Annotated in this window: 13 protein-coding genes and 1 riboswitch; of the genes, 4 read left to right on the top strand and 9 right to left on the bottom strand. The window is 51.0% G+C overall.

Annotation, left to right across the window (positions count from 1 at the left end):
• The first annotated feature begins 148 nt into the window (after positions 1–148).
• On the top strand, positions 149–1,015 hold the full coding sequence (locus L6466_RS11605; protein WP_237802773.1) for a DUF4886 domain-containing protein: 867 nt from the start codon (positions 149–151) through the stop codon (positions 1,013–1,015).
• On the opposite strand, the gene thiD is transcribed toward L6466_RS11605, so the two are convergent.
• The 9 genes from thiD to clpB all read right to left on the bottom strand — a co-directional run bounded on the left by thiD (position 1,002) and on the right by clpB (position 10,333).
• On the bottom strand, positions 1,002–1,751 hold the full coding sequence (gene thiD, locus L6466_RS11600; RefSeq protein ID WP_237802774.1) for a bifunctional hydroxymethylpyrimidine kinase/phosphomethylpyrimidine kinase: 750 nt from the start codon (positions 1,749–1,751) through the stop codon (positions 1,002–1,004). The two genes, L6466_RS11605 and thiD, sit on opposite strands and share 14 nt — an antisense overlap.
• Entirely contained in the window at positions 1,742–2,278 is a 537-nt protein-coding gene (locus L6466_RS11595) for a thiamine phosphate synthase (protein ID WP_237802775.1), read from the bottom strand. Before L6466_RS11595 ends, thiD begins: the two co-directional genes overlap by 10 nt.
• Complete coding sequence (thiH, locus tag L6466_RS11590; RefSeq protein WP_237802776.1) at positions 2,275–3,408, bottom strand: 2-iminoacetate synthase ThiH; 1,134 nt, start codon at positions 3,406–3,408, stop codon at positions 2,275–2,277. The genes L6466_RS11595 and thiH overlap by 4 nt, the downstream gene beginning before the upstream one ends.
• Before the next feature lie 5 nt (positions 3,409–3,413).
• The gene (locus tag L6466_RS11585) at positions 3,414–4,214 is read right to left on the bottom strand and encodes a HesA/MoeB/ThiF family protein (RefSeq protein ID WP_237802777.1); all 801 of its coding nucleotides are present in this window, start codon (positions 4,212–4,214) and stop codon (positions 3,414–3,416) included.
• Between the two features lie 48 nt (positions 4,215–4,262).
• A complete protein-coding gene (gene thiC / locus L6466_RS11580) occupies positions 4,263–5,849 on the bottom strand; it encodes a phosphomethylpyrimidine synthase ThiC (RefSeq protein ID WP_237802778.1) in 1,587 nt (528 codons plus the stop codon).
• Between the two features lie 27 nt (positions 5,850–5,876).
• Entirely contained in the window at positions 5,877–6,650 is a 774-nt protein-coding gene (locus tag L6466_RS11575; protein ID WP_091814331.1) for a thiazole synthase, read from the bottom strand.
• On the bottom strand, positions 6,643–7,263 hold the full coding sequence (locus L6466_RS11570; RefSeq protein ID WP_237802779.1) for a thiamine phosphate synthase: 621 nt from the start codon (positions 7,261–7,263) through the stop codon (positions 6,643–6,645). Before L6466_RS11570 ends, L6466_RS11575 begins: the two co-directional genes overlap by 8 nt.
• A gap of 5 nt (positions 7,264–7,268) precedes the next feature.
• The gene (gene thiS, locus L6466_RS11565) at positions 7,269–7,466 is read right to left on the bottom strand and encodes a sulfur carrier protein ThiS (protein WP_091814326.1); all 198 of its coding nucleotides are present in this window, start codon (positions 7,464–7,466) and stop codon (positions 7,269–7,271) included.
• A riboswitch (TPP riboswitch) is annotated at positions 7,453–7,555 on the bottom strand. It overlaps the preceding gene by 14 nt.
• Positions 7,556–7,786: 231 nt before the next feature.
• Entirely contained in the window at positions 7,787–10,333 is a 2,547-nt protein-coding gene (clpB, locus tag L6466_RS11560) for an ATP-dependent chaperone ClpB (RefSeq protein ID WP_237802780.1), read from the bottom strand.
• 210 nt (positions 10,334–10,543) lie between these two features.
• Between clpB and L6466_RS11555 the strand changes: the two genes are divergently transcribed.
• The 3 genes from L6466_RS11555 to meaB are packed head-to-tail and all read left to right on the top strand — an operon-like array spanning position 10,544 to position 18,271.
• Complete coding sequence (locus L6466_RS11555; protein WP_237802781.1) at positions 10,544–16,075, top strand: alpha-2-macroglobulin family protein; 5,532 nt, start codon at positions 10,544–10,546, stop codon at positions 16,073–16,075.
• Positions 16,072–17,133: a DUF1573 domain-containing protein gene (locus L6466_RS11550; RefSeq protein ID WP_237802782.1), complete on the top strand. Its 1,062-nt coding sequence runs from the start codon at positions 16,072–16,074 to the stop codon at positions 17,131–17,133. The genes L6466_RS11555 and L6466_RS11550 overlap by 4 nt, the downstream gene beginning before the upstream one ends.
• Before the next feature lie 16 nt (positions 17,134–17,149).
• Entirely contained in the window at positions 17,150–18,271 is a 1,122-nt protein-coding gene (gene meaB, locus L6466_RS11545; protein WP_237802784.1) for a methylmalonyl Co-A mutase-associated GTPase MeaB, read from the top strand.
• The last annotated feature ends 2 nt before the right edge of the window (positions 18,272–18,273 follow it).

The following is an 18,273-nucleotide window of genomic DNA, read 5'->3' as shown; positions in this document are numbered from 1 at the left end:
CCCTTTATAATATTCGCCGAGACATCCAAAAGGATGGGCTCGGCGAGTTTTTTCTATGATTATCATGAATTCCTTTGGAAAAGTCTTCGCTTAATCGAAAATTTGGAGTACCTTTGCAGCGTTGTTTGAAAAAGGATAAAGAAAAGACATGAAAAGGCTATATTTATTTTTACTTTTATCGTTGATTGTTGAGGCCGCGAGCGCGCAGGTAAAGGATACGCTGAGAGTGCTGGCCATTGGTAATTCATTCTCTGAGGATGCTGTGGAGCAGTATCTGTGGGACTTGGGTAAGGAGGCCGGCGTGACCTTTATCATAGGTAATGCCTATAGAGGGGGATGGAGCCTGATAGGGCATTGGAATGATGCCCGTTCGCTGGCGGTGAACACGGAATATCGTAAGGTGACCGACGGCAAGAAGGTGAACCGGGGAAAATATACGCTACGGGATATTATCACTGATGAGCCATGGGATGTGATTACCCTGCAACAGGTGAGTCAGGATGCTGGTCGCCTGGAGAGTTATGAGCCGGGACTAAGTCTGATGATAGGCTATGTGAAAGCGCTGGCGGTGGACTCTGTCCGACTGGGTTTCCAGCAGACGTGGGCCTATGCAGAAGACTCTGAACATAAGGGTTTTGCGAAGTATAACTATAACCAATTCGTGATGTATTCCAGCATCACTGCTGCTGTAGAGAAGATGATGCGTAACCATCAGTATGACCTGCAGTTTTATATTCCTACGGGCACTGCCATACAGAACGCAAGAACCACGGTGCTTGCCACGGCAAGCACAAAGGATAATATCGTGAATCGTGACCTGACACGCGACGGTTACCATCTGAACCTGACGATGGGACGCTATATTGCTGCTTGTACTTGGTTTGAGAAACTCACGGGAAAGAGTTGCGTGGGCATGAAGACGCGTCCGAAGGGACTGGCAAAAGGACTGGCTGTAATTGCCCAGAAGGCAGCGCATGCTGCAGTGCTCACGCCCATGACTGTCACACCGATTTAATGAGGAAAGGGTGCAACGGTCCGTTGCCGTGACCGATGGAAATGTCGGCAGAACGGCGGATGGCTGCTGTGATGAAATCCTTTGCTTGAGATATGGCCTTGGGTAATGAGTTGCCCAGGGCCATATTTGATGCTATGGCAGATGACAGGGTGCAACCGGTGCCGTGGAGGTTGCGGCTGGCAATCTTCTCTGTGGTGAACTCGCTGACGGTGCCATCGGACATTATGAGACGGTCTGTCATCAGCGTGGACTGGGCATGGCCACCCTTCACCAGAAAAGCGGTGCAGGGATGTTCCAATTGCTCTTTCAGTCGCTCGGCCTCGGGAAGATTGGGGGTGACGAGTGTGCAGAGGGGGAATAGCTGCTCTGCGATATAGTTGATGGCATCGGACGACATGAGCTGATAGCCACTGGTGGAGATCATCACGGGGTCGTAGATAATGGGCACTTGAACCTCTTTTAATGCTTCAACTATGACCTGAGCTACGGCCTTATCGGGTATCATGCCAATCTTGATGGCTGAGAGGTGAAGGTCGCTGAGGACGGCGTGTAACTGTGAGGCTACGACGTCGGGTGGAACAGACATGGACGACTGCACACCCAGCGTGTTTTGCGAGGTGAGGGCAGTGATAACGGTGGCACCATAGCAGCCATGGGCCGTGATGACCTTGAGGTCTTGTTGGATGCCAGCACCGCCCGAGGGGTCGCTACCGGCTATGGTCAGTACTATTTCCATGCGTCGCCGAGGATCATGGCTCCTCCGAAGCCCATTTGTTTTATTTTTTCTATCTTGCTGAATGTGACACCCCCCAGTGCCATCACGCGCTCGTCAATAAGACCCTGTAGGCGGGCTTCTTCAATCTGTTCACGGGTGAATGCCGAGTGGTAGCCCTGCTTGGAGATGCTGTCGAAGATGGGGCTCAGGCTCATATAGGCATACGACTGCTTTCTGGCTTCGGCCAACTCCTTGAACGTGTGGCATGAGATGCTCACGGCGCCCGTCCAGTCTGCCGGCGGATTGGGATTGCGTCTGTTGAGATGCACGCCTCTCAGTCCGTATCTCATCGCCAGGGGATGGTGGTCGTGAAGCACCAGTCGAGGGTAGAGCACTGCCGGCAGGTCGCACAGCAATTGCTCTACCTCATACTGGCTGGATTGAGGTTTACGGATATGTATCAGGTCGGCCTTCCCACTGGTGAGCAGGGCGGTGATACGCTCGGCCTCGCCGGAAAAGAAGTCGGGTTTTGTGAGAACAATAATCATATGCACTTCTTAAATAGGTCGAACGAGGCATCCCAGTCTTTCCACACAGGTTCACGACCCAGTTCTTTGAGGCGGGCATTGATGACCTTGGCGGTGCGCTCGTCGCTTACAGAGAACTGCTCCAGCGCCTGGGGATAGGTGTGATAGCCGCCGGGGTTGACGTGGCTCTCGGCCGACATGGTGGTGACGCCCAGCGTGCACATGTTGTCGCGGATATAGGCCGGCTCACGGGTAGAGTAGGAGATATCTACGTCGTGGTCAAAGATACGCATGGCAAACGTGGCCTGCGCCAGTTCGCGGTCGGTCATAAAGCAGTTGGGCTGGAATCCTTCGTTCTGCGCTGGGCGCATGCGGGGAAAATTGATGGAGTACTTGGTGCGCCAGTAGTGCTTCTGCAAGTAGCGCAGGTGGTGGGCCATCATGGTGACATCCGTGCGCCACTCTTTCTCTAATCCAATCAGCACGCCCATGCCGATGGAATGGACACCGGCCTGACCCATGCGGTCGAATCCGTCGCAACGCCACTCAAAGCGGCTCTTCATGCCACGTGGGTGGTACAGCTGGTAGTGCTCGCGGTTATAGGTCTCCTGGAAACAGATGACACCGTTGAGGCCGTGGTGGGTCAGTTCCTTGTATTCCTCCATCTTCAGTGGCATCACCTCTATCTTGATATTCGAGAAATAGCGCTTGGCAATATCAATGGCCTTAGCCAGATAGGGCACACCGGCCTTGGCGGGATTCTCGCCCGTGACGAGCAGGATATTCTCGAAGGGTGCCAGTTGTTTGATGGCACGATATTCGTCCTCAATCTGCTCGGGGGTGAGGATAGTGCGTGCCATGGGGTTCTCGCGGTGGAAACCGCAATAGACGCATGAGTTGGAACAGGAGTTGGTGATATAAAGGGGAATGAACATCGACATGGTGCGGCCGAAGCGCTCCTCAGTATATTTACGCGAAAGGCGTGCCATCTGTTCCAGGTATGGCTCGGCAGCAGGCGAGAGCAAAGCCATGAAATCGTTGATGTCACAGTGGCTCTTTCCTAAGGCGCGGCGCACGTCGGCATCGGTCATTGAGGCGATACGCTCGGTGGTCTCATTCCAACTGATATTTTTTAGTTCGTCGGAAAACATATTGCTTATTTTGATTTACAGGGTTGGAAGGCATATTCCTTCAGTTTGTGAATGGTTGGCTCTTTGCCGCAGAGGGCACAGTCGGAACGCTGGGCGAAGTCGAAGCGCTGCCACTGCATCGAGAGGGCATCGAAGGTGAGAAGACTATTGGTGAGCAGATTGCCCACGTTAGCAAGATATTTGATACACTCGGTGGCCTGAACGGTACCCAGCATGCCGGCGATAGAGCCGAGCACACCAACGGTGGCGCAGGTCTCTACGTCCTCTTTGGCGGGTGGCTCGGGAAACAGACAACGATAGCAGGCTGAGCCGGGCACATGGGTCATCAATTGTCCGCTATAACGACTGATGCCGCCCATGGAAAAGGCCTTTCCTAACATTACGCAGGCGTCGTTGACCAGATATTTCGTGGCGAAATTATCGGTGCCGTCGATGATGAAGTCGTAGGGACGTATCAGTTCGAGGGCATTGGCCTCACTGAGATAGGTCTCGTAGGTCTCAACCTTGACATCAGGATTGATGGCCTGCATGCGCTCTTGGGCTACCTCCACCTTGGGACGTCCTACGTCGGGTGTGCTGTGAAGTACCTGTCGCTGCAGGTTGGTGATGCTGACGGTATCGCCATCCACAACACCGATGGTACCCACACCGGCAGCCGCCAGATAGAGGGCAACTGGTGAACCCAGTCCGCCTGCCCCTATCAGCAGCACCTTCGACTGCAACAATCGCTCCTGCGCGTCGAGGCCGAAACCGTCGAGAATGAGGTGGCGATTGTATCGCCTGCATTGTTCACGAGAAAGTTCCATTAATCTTTAATCTTTAATCTTTAATGTTTAATCTTTAATGTTTAATCTTTAATGTTTAATCTTCCTCAGGTCGTGAGTGAGCTTGGCTGCGCAGAAGTTGGGGCCGCACATGGTGCAATACTCTCCATCGGTGTGGCCTGCCTCGGTGAAATACTGCAGAGCCAATTCGGGGTCGAGCGACAGGTGAAACTGGTCGCGCCAGCGGAAATCGAAACGGGCTTTCGACAGGGCATTGTCGCGGATGGTGGCTCCGGGATGTCCTTTGGCCAGGTCGGCGGCATGGGCCGCTATCTTATAGGCAATGATACCTGCGCGTACATCATCTTTATTAGGCAGGGCCAGGTGCTCCTTGGGGGTGACATAGCAGAGCATCGCAGTGCCCAACCATGCTATCTGGGCGCCACCGATGGCGCTGGTAATATGGTCGTAGCCGGGGGCTATGTCGGTGACGATGGGGCCGAGGGTGTAGAAAGGTGCCTCGTGACACTTCACCAGCTGGCGCTCCATGTTCTCGCTGATTTTGTGCATGGGTACATGGCCAGGTCCCTCGATAAAGGCCTGCACATTTTTCTCCCACGCACGCCCCACGAGTTCGCCCATGGTGTCGAGCTCGGCAAACTGAGCGGCATCGTTGGCATCGGCAGTACAGCCAGGGCGCAGTCCGTCGCCAAGCGATAGGGCTACATCGTATTTCGCCACGATATCACAGATGTCGTCGAAGTGCTCGTAGAGGAAACTCTCCTTGTCGTGGATGAGACACCACTTACTCATGATACTGCCACCGCGACTCACGATGCCGCAGAGACGACTGTCGGCCAGATGTACGTTGTGGCGACGGATGCCGGCATGGATGGTGAAATAGTCAACGCCCTGCTCGCACTGTTCGATGAGCGTGTCGCGATACACTTCCCAGGTGAGGTCTTCTACCTTGCCGTCCACTTTTTCCAAAGCTTGGTAGATGGGGACTGTGCCCACAGGAACAGGACAGTTGCGCAGAATCCATTCGCGTGTCTCGTGGATATTATTACCAGTGGAGAGGTCCATCAAGGTGTCGCCTCCCCATTTGCACGACCAGACGGCCTTGTCCACCTCTTCGTCAATAGAGGAAGTGGTGGCTGAGTTGCCTATATTGGTGTTGATCTTCACCGCGAAGTTTCGACCGATAATCATCGGTTCGCTCTCGGGGTGATGGATATTGGCGGGTATGACGGCACGGCCGCGAGCCACCTCGTCGCGCACAAACTCGGGGGTGATGTGGCTCTTGATGCCCAGTGCCTCACAGTTCATGTTTTCGCGGATAGCCACATACTCCATCTCGGGAGTGATGATGCCGGCCTTGGCACATGCCATCTGGGTGATACCCTGCCCCTTTGCCGCACGGTCGTTAATCCACTGCTGGCGCAGGTGGGGCAGACCTTTCTTGAGGTCAACCTGATAGTTGGGGTCTGTGTAGGGACCACTGGTGTCGTAGATATACACCGGTTCGTTCTTCTCTGTATGGGTCTTGCCATTGTCATCCTTCGTCACCGTAGGGGTGAGGTTGACCTTGAGCATACCGACCTTCAAATCAGGGTATATCTTACCCTGCATATAGTATTTCTCACGCTGAGCGTAAGCCTTGTGATCGTTGATCATTAAAGATTAAACATTAAAGATTAAACATTAAACATTTAAGAACGCAGTGAGGGGACTTGACGCCTCGGCACTGTCGGCAATGGCTCCAAGACCAGCCTCGTAAGCCTGGCGCCCGGCGATGACGGCCTGACGGAAGGCATCGGCCATCTTAACGGGGTCGCCTGCTACGGCAATGGCGGTGTTCACCAACACGCAGTCGGCACCCATCTCCATGGCCTCGGCAGCATGACTAGGCGCTCCGATGCCGGCATCAACGACTACGGGCACGGTGGCCTGGTCGATGATAATCTGCAGGAAGTCCTTCATGCGCAGACCTTTATTGGTGCCGATGGGGGCGGCAAGAGGCATCACCGTGGCAGCACCGGCCTCTTCCAGATGCTTGCACAGTGTGGGGTCGGCCTGACAATAGGGCAGTACCACGAAACCGAGTTTTACCAGTTGCTCGGTGGCTTTCAGCGTCTCTACAGAGTCGGGCAGCAGATAGCGTGGGTCTGGGTGAATCTCCAACTTGAGCCAGTTGGTGCCGAAGGCCTCGCGTGCCATCTGGGCGGCAAAGACGGCCTCCTCGGCATTACGCACGCCAGAGGTGTTGGGCAGCAACTGGATGTTGGGGAATTGGGTGATGTGGGTGAGTAATTCGTCATCCTGATCGTCAAGTTCTACTCGCTTCATGGCTACGGTCACCATCTCCGTAGCAGAAGCCTCGATGGCGCGCGCCATCAGTTCGTTGTTATTGAACTTGCCTGTGCCTAAAAAAAGGCGAGAGCTAAACTCCCGCCCTGCAATAATTAGTTTACTCATGATTAATGATGTTTATGATGTGTTTCATTTCTTCAATGGGGTCGTTGGCACGCAATACGGTGCCACTCAGTGCAATGCCCGTGATACCTGTCTGGAGGATGGCGGGGATGTCGTCTTTGGTGATGCCGCCAATAGCAACAATGGGGATGTTGATGTTGGCAGCACGCAACTTACTGATGATGCTGCGATAGCCTTCCAGTCCCAGGACAGGGGCCAGTTTCTGTTTGGTGGTGGTAAAACGGAAAGGACCGCAGCCGATATAATTGGCTGAGGCTTCGTAGTGGGCTTTGGCATCCTCAAAGGTATTGGCTGTGCCGCCGATGATGAAGCCGGAACCTAATAGTCGGCGGGCCTCACGGATAGGCATGTCGTTCTTTCCCAGGTGCACGCCGTCGGCCCCCAGTTCGCGTACCAGTGCCACACGATCGTCGATGATAAATTTGGCTCCATAGGCACGGCAAAGCTTTTGGGCTTCGACAGCTATGGGGCGTACCTCATCATCGGTAGCGTCTTTCATGCGCAGTTGTATCCATCTACAACCGCCCTCAAGAGCCAGTTGGATGGAGTCCAGATAACTGTAACGCTCGGAATAGTGGGAAATAAACTGTATCATTGGCCTTACCCCCCGCATGCTGCTTTGATAATAGTGATACAAGCGCCTTCCTGGAGAGGTGTGTCGTCCCAGGTGCTACGTGGTTTCAACTGATTATCGATGGCTATTGCCACACCTTTGGGCGGCAACTGCAGTTGGGTGGCAAGCTCTGATATAGTAGAGGCTTGCGTCTCGTGTTGTTTGTTGTTAATATTAATTTTCATATTTCTTTCCTCCGACGGCATTACCCGCGTCAGGTTCTATGGGTATTTTCTCAGCTTTGGCACATGCCTCAGCACCCCGAATATTTTTTTGCGCTGCAAAAGTACGGATTTTATTTTAATCTGACAAAGAAAACTGGAACTTTTTTTATGGAGAAAACTGGCAAAATATCGCCATATAGCTGAAATCATGAATTCACTCGAGTGATTTCATGATTTGAGCTAACTCAATCGATGAAATCACTCGAGTGAAGATTTTGGGGTCCCGGAAAACTCGAGGCGAGTTTTCCGGGACCCCTAGGATGTTTTGTCGTGATAATGATTTAATTCCTGAAGACCAGGCCGTCGCCGAAGGAATCCACGATGATGGGCTTCTCGCGATTCACCTCGTCGGCCAGCAGTTTCTTCGACAGGTCGTTGAGCAGGTACTGCTGGATGGCACGCTTCACAGGTCGTGCACCATAGTCGGGATCGTAGCCTTCCTGTGCCAGCCAGTCGATAGCCTGTGGGGTGACCTCCAGGGTGAAGCCCTGTGGCTCAAGCATCTTCTGGACACGTGTCAACTGTAGTTTGACGACATCGGCAATCTCCGCCTTTGACAGTGGTGTGAAGGTGATAATCTCATCGATACGGTTCAGGAACTCAGGGCGCATAGTCGCGCGGAGTTGTTCGCGTGTGGCATTCGAGGTCATGATGATGATCGTGTTCTTGAAGTCGGCCGTACGTCCCTTGTTGTCGGTAAGTCGTCCGTCGTCCAATACCTGTAAGAGGATATTGAATACATCGGGGTGTGCCTTCTCGATCTCATCGAAGAGTACCACGGAATAGGGCTTGCGGCGTACAGCCTCGGTGAGCTGACCGCCCTCATCATAGCCTACATAGCCCGGAGGTGCACCAATCAGGCGGGAGACCGTATGCTTCTCTTGGTATTCCGACATGTCAATACGCGTCATCATAGTCTCGTCATTGAAGAGATATTCTGCCAGCGTCTTGGCAAGCTCAGTCTTACCCACACCAGTGGTGCCTAAGAAGATAAATGAAGCGATAGGGCGCTTAGGGTCTTGCAAACCGGCGCGACTGCGGCGCACGGCATCAGAGACGGCTGTGATGGCCTCGTTCTGGCCGATGACGCGGCGATGGAGCTCCTCCTCGAGATGGAGCAGTTTCTCGCGCTCGCTCTGCATCATGCGGGTGACGGGGATACCTGTCCAGCGTGATACCACCTCGGCGATATCATCGGCAGTGACCTCCTCGCGGACCAGTCTGGTACCCGACGGAGATCCGTCGGGAGTAGTGGCGCTGTCCAGTTGGCGCTGGATGGCGGCGATATCGTCTTCAAGGGCCTTTAGCTTGGAGTAGCGTATCTCAGCCACCTTACCGTAATCGCCCTCGCGCTCGGCACGCTCGGCTTCCAGTTTCAGGTTCTCAATCTCCTGCTTGTCCTGCTGAATCTTGTTGATGAGCTGGCGTTCGCCCTCCCACTTGGCGCGGAAATCGCGCTCCTGGTCTTTGAGCTCGGCAATCTCGCGGTCAAGCTGCGAGAGCTTATCCCCAGCGGCCGAACCACTGGGCACGGAAGCTTCGCGCTTGATGCTCTCGCGCTCAATTTCAAGTTGGGCCAGACGGCGCATAATCTCATCGAGCTCCTCGGGCACGCTGTCGCGCTCCATGCGGAGCTTGGCGGCGGCCTCGTCCATCAGGTCGATGGCCTTGTCGGGCAAGAAGCGTTCGGTGATATAGCGCTCGGAGAGTTGCACGGCAGCGATACAGGCATCATCCTGAATACGTACCTTGTGGTGGTTTTCATAGCGCTCCTTCAAACCACGAAGGATGGAAATGGCAGAGAGTTCATCAGGCTCGTCAACCATCACAGTCTGGAATCGGCGTTCCAGGGCCTTGTCCTTCTCGAAGTATTTCTGATATTCGTTGAGGGTGGTAGCACCGATGCTGCGCAGCTCGCCTCGTGCCAATGCAGGTTTCAGGATGTTGGCGGCATCCATGGCACCCTCGCCCTTGCCGGCACCAACGAGCGTGTGTATCTCGTCGATGAAGAGGATGATACGTCCGTCAGAAGCTGTCACCTCATTAATAACGCTCTTCAGGCGTTCCTCGAACTCGCCCTTGTATTTCGCACCAGCCACCAATGCGCCCATATCCAGCGAGAAGAGTTGCTTGTCCTTCAGATTCTCGGGCACGTCGCCACGTACGATACGTTGGGCCAGACCTTCAACGATGGCTGTCTTACCTGTACCGGGCTCGCCAATCAGGATGGGGTTGTTCTTTGTGCGGCGCGATAGAATCTGCAACACGCGACGAATCTCGTCATCACGTCCGATGACGGGGTCGAGCTTACCTTGACGGGCCAGGTCAACGAGGTTTTTAGCATATTTCTCCAGCGACTGATAGTTGTCGTCAGCGCTCTGACTCTGCACACGCTGCCCCTGACGGAGTTCGAGGATAGCCTGACGCATATCTTTCTCGTTGGCACCCGCGTCTTTCATCATACGGCTCACGGTGGTGTTGACGACTAAGAGAGCCAACAGAATTGGCTCACACGAAACGTACTCGTCGTTCATCTCGTGGGCAAGGTCTTCGGCTTTCTGCAGAACCTTCTGACTGTCGTTTGAGAGATAGGGTTCACCGCCTTGTACACGGGCCAGGTGCTGCATCTCCTGTGAGACCAGCATGTTGAGTTGCTGGACGTTGACACCCAGTTTCTGGAAAATAAATGTGGTAATGTCTTGCGCCTTGTCCATCAGGGCCTTGAACAGATGTACGGGCTCAATGGACTGCTGACCGTTCTGGCGGGCCATGTTGACGGCCTGCTGTACGGTTTCCTGCGCCTTGATAGTGAATTTGTCGATTGTCATAGTTAACTCCTTTCTTATTTGTTTGTTTCTGCTGACAGGGCATCAAACAGCGTGCCGTCTGCTAAAAACATGACAATTTGACGGAAAGTGATGACAGAACGTCGGTTGCGCAAATCCGTAAAATGCGTTAAACTTTCCTATTTTAGGGCAATGGAGTGGGTGTTGTCTGATTTTTTTTGTTATCTTTGCTTTCTAAAACAATGTTCGCATATGAAAAAGATTGCATTAGCCGTTATATGGATGATTCCAGCGTTTTTGTTTGGACAGTCGTATGAGTCTTTGTGGAAACAAGTGGAAGATGCCTTGAACAAGGATCTGCCGCAGACGGAACAGCAGGTGCTACGCCAGATAGCAGCCAAGGCAGAGAAAGAAAAGAATTACGGACAATTACTGAAAGCAGAGTTGGAGGCCGGTCAGGCATGTACTTCGGTGAGCCGTGACTCGCTGAAGCCTATTGTAGAGCGTTTGCAGCAGCGTGAGGAGCGTGCAAAGGATCCTGTGTTGCGTGCTGTTTATCAGACCGTGCTGGGTTCTATCTATGAAAGAAACTACTTTCTTGGCGAGAATCGCAGAGAGATTGCCAAGCATTATTATGATATGGCATTGCAGCATCCGGAGCAGTTGGCTGCGGTGAAAGCTGATAGTTTCCGGCCATTTGTGAAGGAAGGCGAAGACAGCCGCATTTATAGTGGTGACTTGCTTAGCGTGATTGGTTATGAAACTAAGCATTATGATGTGTTGCGTGATTATTATCTGAAGAAAGGTAATCGTGTGGCAGCGATGATGAGTAGTTTGGAATGGCTCATGCTACAAGCACCTTATGACGACGAAAAGTCAAGCTGGCCTCCTTTTTTTGCACGTCTAGACTCGCTGGCTGAGGCTTATGCCGACCTGCCGGAGACGGGCGAGGTGGCAATTCGTCGTTATGGACTCATGGAGGAGAATGCTCAGGTCTCGGCAAAAGAGAAATGGGAATATATAGATGTTGCCTTGAAACACTGGGGTACATGGGACCGAATGAATGAATTGCGTAATAAGCAGAAGGAGCTAAAGTCCTTGAATTATTATACTTGGGCGCATGAACCGGTATTGCCTCATAGGGAAATAACCGTAGGTATCGGTGATATCCGTGGTATTTCTAAGCTTACTATGCGTGTCTATCGTGTGAATGCCACCGCAATGGATCTGAAAGATATTGATCCGAACAAGGAAAATGACTATCGGAAAATCAAAGGAAAACTGACGGAGAAACCAGAACTGACACAGGTGCGAACCTATGGTGGCAAGGCTCCCTATGAACAATTCAATGATACCCTGAAACTGTCGGCTTTGCCCGTGGGTGTCTACATGGTAGAGGTTGAAACCTTGCCAAGTATGAAGAAGGTGGAACGTAGTTTCTATTACGTTAGCAACCTGCGTGTGCTGTCTCAGCATCTTTCCAAAAGTAAGACCCGCTATGTGGTTGTAAATGCGACCACAGGACAGCCCGTGGGTGGTGCCAAACTACGTTTTAATTCGAATGGAAAGATTGTCACCCTGACCACCGATAGTAAGGGTGAGGCTGTTAGCGAGACTGGTAGTTTGCGCGTCACAGAACTCTTTGTTACTACTGACGATGATAAGGCTTGCGCAGAGATGAATCATTATGGCTATTTCACGTATTATAAACAACAGGAAATGAGAGAGGAAGCCAGAATCTTTACTGACCGTTCCATCTATCGTCCTGGGCAGGTTGTTCATGTGTCGGTCATCCTTTATAAGACAGAGAAGGGCTTCCAACATAGTGTGCGTAAAGGTGAGAAAGTACAGATTACCTTAGAAGATGCTAATGGAAAGGAGATTGGAGAAGAGTATGTAACTTCTGATGATTATGGTACTTGTTCCGCACAGTTTACACTGCCACGCAAGGGCTTGACAGGACAATACTGCGTACGAGTGGATCGTGTAAGCAACTGGTTCCGTGTGGAAGAATATAAGCGCCCAACTTTCGAGGTGGAGATGCCAAAGGTGACGGTTGACTATAAAGATGGTGATACGCTACAGGTGAAAGGTATAGCCCGTACTTATGCCGGAACACCAGTACAGGGTGCCAAAGTAAAATACACGGTGGAGCGTACCAGGCATCAATTATGGTGGCGCTATTCGTATTATTGGAATCAGATCACTATTGGGGAGGATGACGGTACTCACATGATGGCTGAGGGCGAGGTCGTTACTGATGCTAATGGAAACTTCACGATTCCTACCCCTATGGTGTTGCCCATGACGAAATATGCCATGCTCTATAATTTCGATATCAATGTGAATGTGACAGATCAGGCGGGTGAGACGCATTATGCCGAGCTGTCGTTGCCGTTGGGTAACCGCAAATCGATGTTTCTCATTGATTTACCCACAAAGATACTGAAAGAGGATGGGGGTAGTATGACCTTTATGATGCAGAACTCTGCTGGTGTTGATACGGATGCGAGTGTGCGCTATCGTGTGGATGGTGGCAAATGGAATACTGTCAAGACCAAGACGAAATGCCCTTTTGCAAAGGGACAACTGAAGGTGGGTAAGCATACCGTGGAGGCTATCTGTGGTGAGGATTCCCTGAAACGTGAGTTCGTGGTGTTCTCGCTCGATGATAAACGACCTGTTGCTGAGACAGACGATTGGTTCTATGCTTCAAGTAATTATTTCCCTAATGATGGTACGCCTGTTACCGTACAGGTAGGATCGTCAGCCAGCGATGTACATGTGGTTTATACTATTCTTTCGGGCGACAGACTAGTAGAAAGTGGTTCTGTTGACCTGACAAATGAACTATTGAATCGTAAGTTTACATACAAAGAGGACTATGATAATGGTATCCTGATAAGTTTTGCATGGGTGAAAGAAGGTAAATCCTATGTTCATGATATTTCTATTGAACGTCCAAAACCGGATATGAATCTGAAACTGCAATGGCAGACTTTCCGCAACCGATTGGAACCTGGACAAAACGAAGAATGGACGCTAACCATCTTAGGCCCAGACGGAAAACCCGTCAAGGCGCAGCTGTTGGCTACGCTTTATGATAAGAGCCTGGATCAGTTGACTCCCCACGAATGGTCTATGAGTGTCAATAGACGATTGCCATTGCCTCAGACAAGTTGGTTCTTCTATGATTGCAGATTTGAAACTCCAAATGCTTCTTGGACAGAGGCACTACTCAAGGTGCGTCAACTGACATTCAATCGTTTCGATCATTCTATCTATCCTGATGCTTCAAGTTTCAGAAGGGGTGTCTATATGACAAGGAACACCCGGTTGATGGGAAGCTTAGCAAGCAGAGCATCAGAAATCTCATATGGCACACAGACGGCTGCTCCGAAGGAGTTCGCTGGTATGGCAATGGCAACGGTAGATGAAAGTCTGCAAGGTCGTATTGCTGGGATGGATATCTTAGAAACGAAGGAAACGGTAGCGGATAATCTTGTTGGGATGAACGTGTCTGACAAGCAGAATGGAATTGAGCAGATGCAGATGCGAGAGAATCTGCAGGAGACAGCATTCTTCTATCCGCAACTGCTGGCTGATAGCGAAGGACGGGTGTCGATGAAATTCACTTTGCCAGAGTGCCTGACCACCTGGCACTTCATGGGCTTGGCTCATACACAGGATATGAAGACAGGAACATTGACTGACGATGCTGTAGCTAGGAAAGAAGTCATGATTATACCTAATATGCCTCGTTTTGTGCGCGAGGGTGACATGGCCACTATCTCTGCACGTATTCTGAATACTAGTGAGAAGTCTGTCAACGGTAAAGCTCGTCTGGAATTGCTTGATCCAGAGACCATGCAGGTGGTGTCTGCTCAGGAGCAAAATGTTCAAGTGACGGCTAATGGCACTAGTGCGGTAACCTTCACTTATGACAGTCGTAGCACTTCTTATAGTCTGCTGGTGGCCAAGGTCATGGTTAGTGGCGAGGGCTTTAGTGACGGTGAACAGCACTATCTGCCAATACTTCCTAATAGGGAGCGTGTCACCGTAACGGTACCTTTTACACAGACAGAGCCTGGGATAAAGACGATAGACTTGTCTGCCTTGAAAGATAAAACGAATAGTCAACTGACGTTAGAGTATACCAATAACCCTGTGTGGCTGATGATTCAGGCATTGCCTACGGTGGGTCATCCTCACGATAACTGTGCTATCTGTCAGGTATCAGCTTTTTATGCCAATGCTATAGGGCGCCATATTCTGAAGCAGAACCCGCAGACAAAACATATCTTTGAGGCTTGGAGTCATGATGAGGTTTCTTTACAGAGCGGTCTGCAGAAAAATCAGGAACTGAAAGATTTGTTGCTTGATGAGACGCCTTGGCTGGCTGATGCTAATCGAGAACAGGAGCAGAAAGAGCGACTGGCTGATTTCTTTGACGAAAACCTGATACAGCAACGGCAGAATAGCTCTTTAGATAACTTGCGTCATTTGCAACTTGCTGATGGCTCATGGAGTTGGTGGCCTGGTATGGATGGGTCAATATATATGACGGTTGAAGTCAGCGAGATGCTGGTACGTCTGAACCAGATGACCACTACTCAAGATGCTACCAAACAAATGCTCACCAGGGCTTTCGACTATATGGGGAAAGAGATGGTGAAGATGGTTGATGAGATGAAGAAGGATGCCAAGAAGGGATGGAAACCAACCTTCCCCAGTCACATGGTACTACAGTGGCTTTATATTTGTGCGCTCGACGGTCGGCAGTTACCTGCCAACGTGAAAGAGGCTAATAACTATCTCATCCGTTTGTTGAAGAAAGAAACAACTAATCAAAGCATCTACGATAAGGCGATGTCGGCTATTGTTCTAAATAATAAGACGTATATCAAGAGCCTGAAGGAATACACGGTTTATCGTGAGGATATGGGACGCTATTATGACACGAACCGAGCCCTCTACTCTTGGCGTGACTACCGCATCCCCACACAGGTGGCTGCTATCGAGGCTATCAAGCGACTGACGCCTGAGGATACCAAGACCATCGAGGAGATGCAGCGTTGGCTGTTGCAGGAGAAACGTACGCAGGCTTGGGATACGCCCGTGAATAGTGCCGATGCTATTTATGCCTTTTTAAGTGAAAAAGGAAAAGTGAAAAGTGAAAAATTTGCTGCCGCCCCACATACCGTCTTGAAGGTCGATGGCAATGAGATTGAGACCTCGAAGGCTACGGCAGGTATCGGTTATGTGAAGACCACAATGAGTGGTGACAACAAGCAGACCTTCACTGCCGAGAAAACCTCTACAGGAACCTCATGGGGTGCTGTCTATATGCAGTTCATGCAGCCCACCGCCGAGGTGGAGACACAGAACAGCGGTTTGAAGGTGAAGCGCGAGATATTAAGTGCGGCAGCAAATTCTTCACTTTTCACTATTCACTCTTCCTTTAGCGTCGGTGACCGCATCAAGGTACGCATCACCATCGAGGCCGACCGTGACTATGATTTTGTGCAGGTTGTTGACAAGCGTGCTGCCTGCATGGAACCGGTGAACCAGTTGAGCGGTTATCATTGGGGCTATTATACAACACCGAAGGATTGTGCTACAAATTATTATTTCGACTTGCTTGCTAAGGGTAAGCATGTCATAGAGACGGAATATTATATCGACCGCGCGGGAACATACGAGACAGGCACCTGTACTGCCAGTTGTGCCTATAGTCCTGAGTTCCGTGGTGTCGCTAAATCGCAAACTATCATCGTGAAATGAATAGAAGTTTAGTTATATTGGGCCTTTGTATGGCCTCTCTGGTTGTATCTGCACAGCGCGTGCAGGTAGATAAGTCAACGGTTAATGTCGGAAAGACGGGGTTTGAGGTGCCTGTCACGGCGACGTTTGAACTGAAAAATAGAAGCGGACGTCATCTGACTGTTACAAGTGTGAAACCGGATTGTGGATGTACCAAGGTGGACTACCCAAGGAAAAGTGTGGGTGGCGGTGAGACCTTTAAGATCTCGTTGACCTATGATGCCCGTATGTTGGGACATTTCCGCAAACAGGCTGCTGTCTATGTGCGTGGCTCTAAGGAACCTGTATGGCTGACCATGGAAGGTGTGGTCCTTGAGGACTGGAAAGACTATACTAAAATGTATCCCTATAAGTTCGGAAATATTCTGGCTGATGTGGATAATGCGGAGTTTGATGATGTGAATAAGGGTGACCATCCGGAGATGGTTATCAATATTATTAATAATGGTACGGAAACGGTGGTGCCGAATATGCTTCATTTGCCGCCATATCTCTCGGCTTTTGCTGTGCCGGAGAAGTTGGAACCGGGGAAGACCGGTAAGCTGACACTGACACTGAATTCGCAGCATCTGAACAGTTTCGGACTGACACAGACCACGATTTACCTGGCAGAGCAACTGAGCGACAAGGTGAGCAGTGAGACGGAGTTCCCTGTCTCAGTGGTGTTGTTGCCTAATGCGACGCTTTTCGAAGGAAAAAACAAACAGTATGCGCCCCGACTGGAGTATTCCACCGACTCTATTGCTTTGGGAATGGTGGGCAAAAGGAATGTGAAGAAGGGGGTTATCACCTTGGCAAATAAGGGCCGCGTGCCTTTGAAGATATCATCGCTACAGATGTTTACAAAGGGCATGAAGGTGACGCTGGATAAGAGTGAACTGCAACCTGGTGAGTCCACGAAGTTGAAGGTCGTGATAGACAGGGATCAGGTACTGAAGGCTCGTCAGCGTCCGCGTGTGCTGATGATTACCAACGACCCCGACCACTCCAAGGTGGTTATCAAAGTGAGTGTGAAATAATTATCAATTCAAACAAATGGAACATCCCGAGAATAGTGCTGAATATGCTGGCTTGCAGGTGAATAGTGGGGTAGAGCAGCCTTCTATCATCAACCCTTACCTGAAGCGTAACCGTTTCCGCAGGCGTGAGTTGAGCGTCGGCGAGATGGTTGAGGGTATCGTAAAGGGTGATGTGACGATTCTCTCGCAGGCAGTGACGCTGATAGAGAGTGTGAACCCTGACCACCAGGCTAAGGCGCAAGAGGTGATCAATAAGTGCCTGCCTTATAGTGGGAAAAGTGTACGTATCGGTATCAGTGGCGTGCCGGGAGCTGGTAAGTCGACCTCTATTGATGAGTTTGGCGTTCATCTGCTGAAAGAGAAAGGCGGACGCTTGGCGGTATTGGCTATCGACCCCAGCAGTGAGCGTACCAAGGGAAGTATCCTGGGAGATAAGACACGTATGGAGAAACTGGCCATACATCCTGATTCGTTTATCCGTCCCAGTCCGTCGGCCGGCTCTTTGGGCGGTGTGGCACGAAAGACACGTGAGACCATCATCCTTTGTGAGGCTGCGGGGTTCGACAAGATATTCGTAGAGACGGTAGGTGTTGGTCAGAGCGAAACGGCCTGTCACTCGATGGTTGACTTCTTCCTGTTGATACAGGTTGCTGGTACAGGCGATGAGTTGCAGGGTATCAAACGCGGTATCATGGAGATAGCCGATGGCATCGTCATCAATAAATGTGATGGTGATAATGTGGACCGTTGTCAGATGGCTGCAACCAATTTCCGTAATGCCCTGCATTTCTTCCCCATGCCAGAGAGTGGCTGGACACCAAAGGTGCTATGCTATAGTGGTTTCTATGGCACGGGTGTAAAGGAAATCTGGGATATGATTTACGAGTATTTTGATTTCGTGAAGAGTAACGGTTATTTTGATTATCGGCGCAACGAACAATCGAAGTACTGGATGTATGAGACCATCAACGAACAGCTGAGGCTGAATTTCTATCATAATCCCCGGATTCGTGAACAGCTTCAGTTGGCAGAGCAGTCGGTGCTGCAGGGACAGAAGACGAGTTTTGTAGCAGCACAGGATTTGCTGGAGATTTACTATCGTGATAACGTCATAACGAGACAACGAGATAACGAGTAATA

It is taken from the genome of Prevotella communis (assembly GCF_022024175.1).
GTDB lineage: Bacteria > Bacteroidota > Bacteroidia > Bacteroidales > Bacteroidaceae > Prevotella > Prevotella communis.
This window is presented reverse-complemented; position numbering and strand designations above follow the sequence as displayed.

Coding starts and splice junctions, on each gene's coding strand:
- thiC (WP_237802778.1), bottom strand. CDS start 5,849: ATGATCAACGATCACAAGGCTTACGCTCAGCGTGAGAAATACTATATG.
- L6466_RS11550 (WP_237802782.1), top strand. CDS start 16,072: ATGAATAGAAGTTTAGTTATATTGGGCCTTTGTATGGCCTCTCTGGTT.
- L6466_RS11605 (WP_237802773.1), top strand. CDS start 149: ATGAAAAGGCTATATTTATTTTTACTTTTATCGTTGATTGTTGAGGCC.
- thiD (WP_237802774.1), bottom strand. CDS start 1,751: ATGGAAATAGTACTGACCATAGCCGGTAGCGACCCCTCGGGCGGTGCT.
- L6466_RS11575 (WP_091814331.1), bottom strand. CDS start 6,650: ATGAGTAAACTAATTATTGCAGGGCGGGAGTTTAGCTCTCGCCTTTTT.
- L6466_RS11555 (WP_237802781.1), top strand. CDS start 10,544: ATGAAAAAGATTGCATTAGCCGTTATATGGATGATTCCAGCGTTTTTG.
- thiS (WP_091814326.1), bottom strand. CDS start 7,466: ATGAAAATTAATATTAACAACAAACAACACGAGACGCAAGCCTCTACT.
- meaB (WP_237802784.1), top strand. CDS start 17,150: ATGGAACATCCCGAGAATAGTGCTGAATATGCTGGCTTGCAGGTGAAT.
- clpB (WP_237802780.1), bottom strand. CDS start 10,333: ATGACAATCGACAAATTCACTATCAAGGCGCAGGAAACCGTACAGCAG.
- thiH (WP_237802776.1), bottom strand. CDS start 3,408: ATGTTTTCCGACGAACTAAAAAATATCAGTTGGAATGAGACCACCGAG.
- L6466_RS11595 (WP_237802775.1), bottom strand. CDS start 2,278: ATGATTATTGTTCTCACAAAACCCGACTTCTTTTCCGGCGAGGCCGAG.
- L6466_RS11570 (WP_237802779.1), bottom strand. CDS start 7,263: ATGATACAGTTTATTTCCCACTATTCCGAGCGTTACAGTTATCTGGAC.
- L6466_RS11585 (WP_237802777.1), bottom strand. CDS start 4,214: ATGGAACTTTCTCGTGAACAATGCAGGCGATACAATCGCCACCTCATT.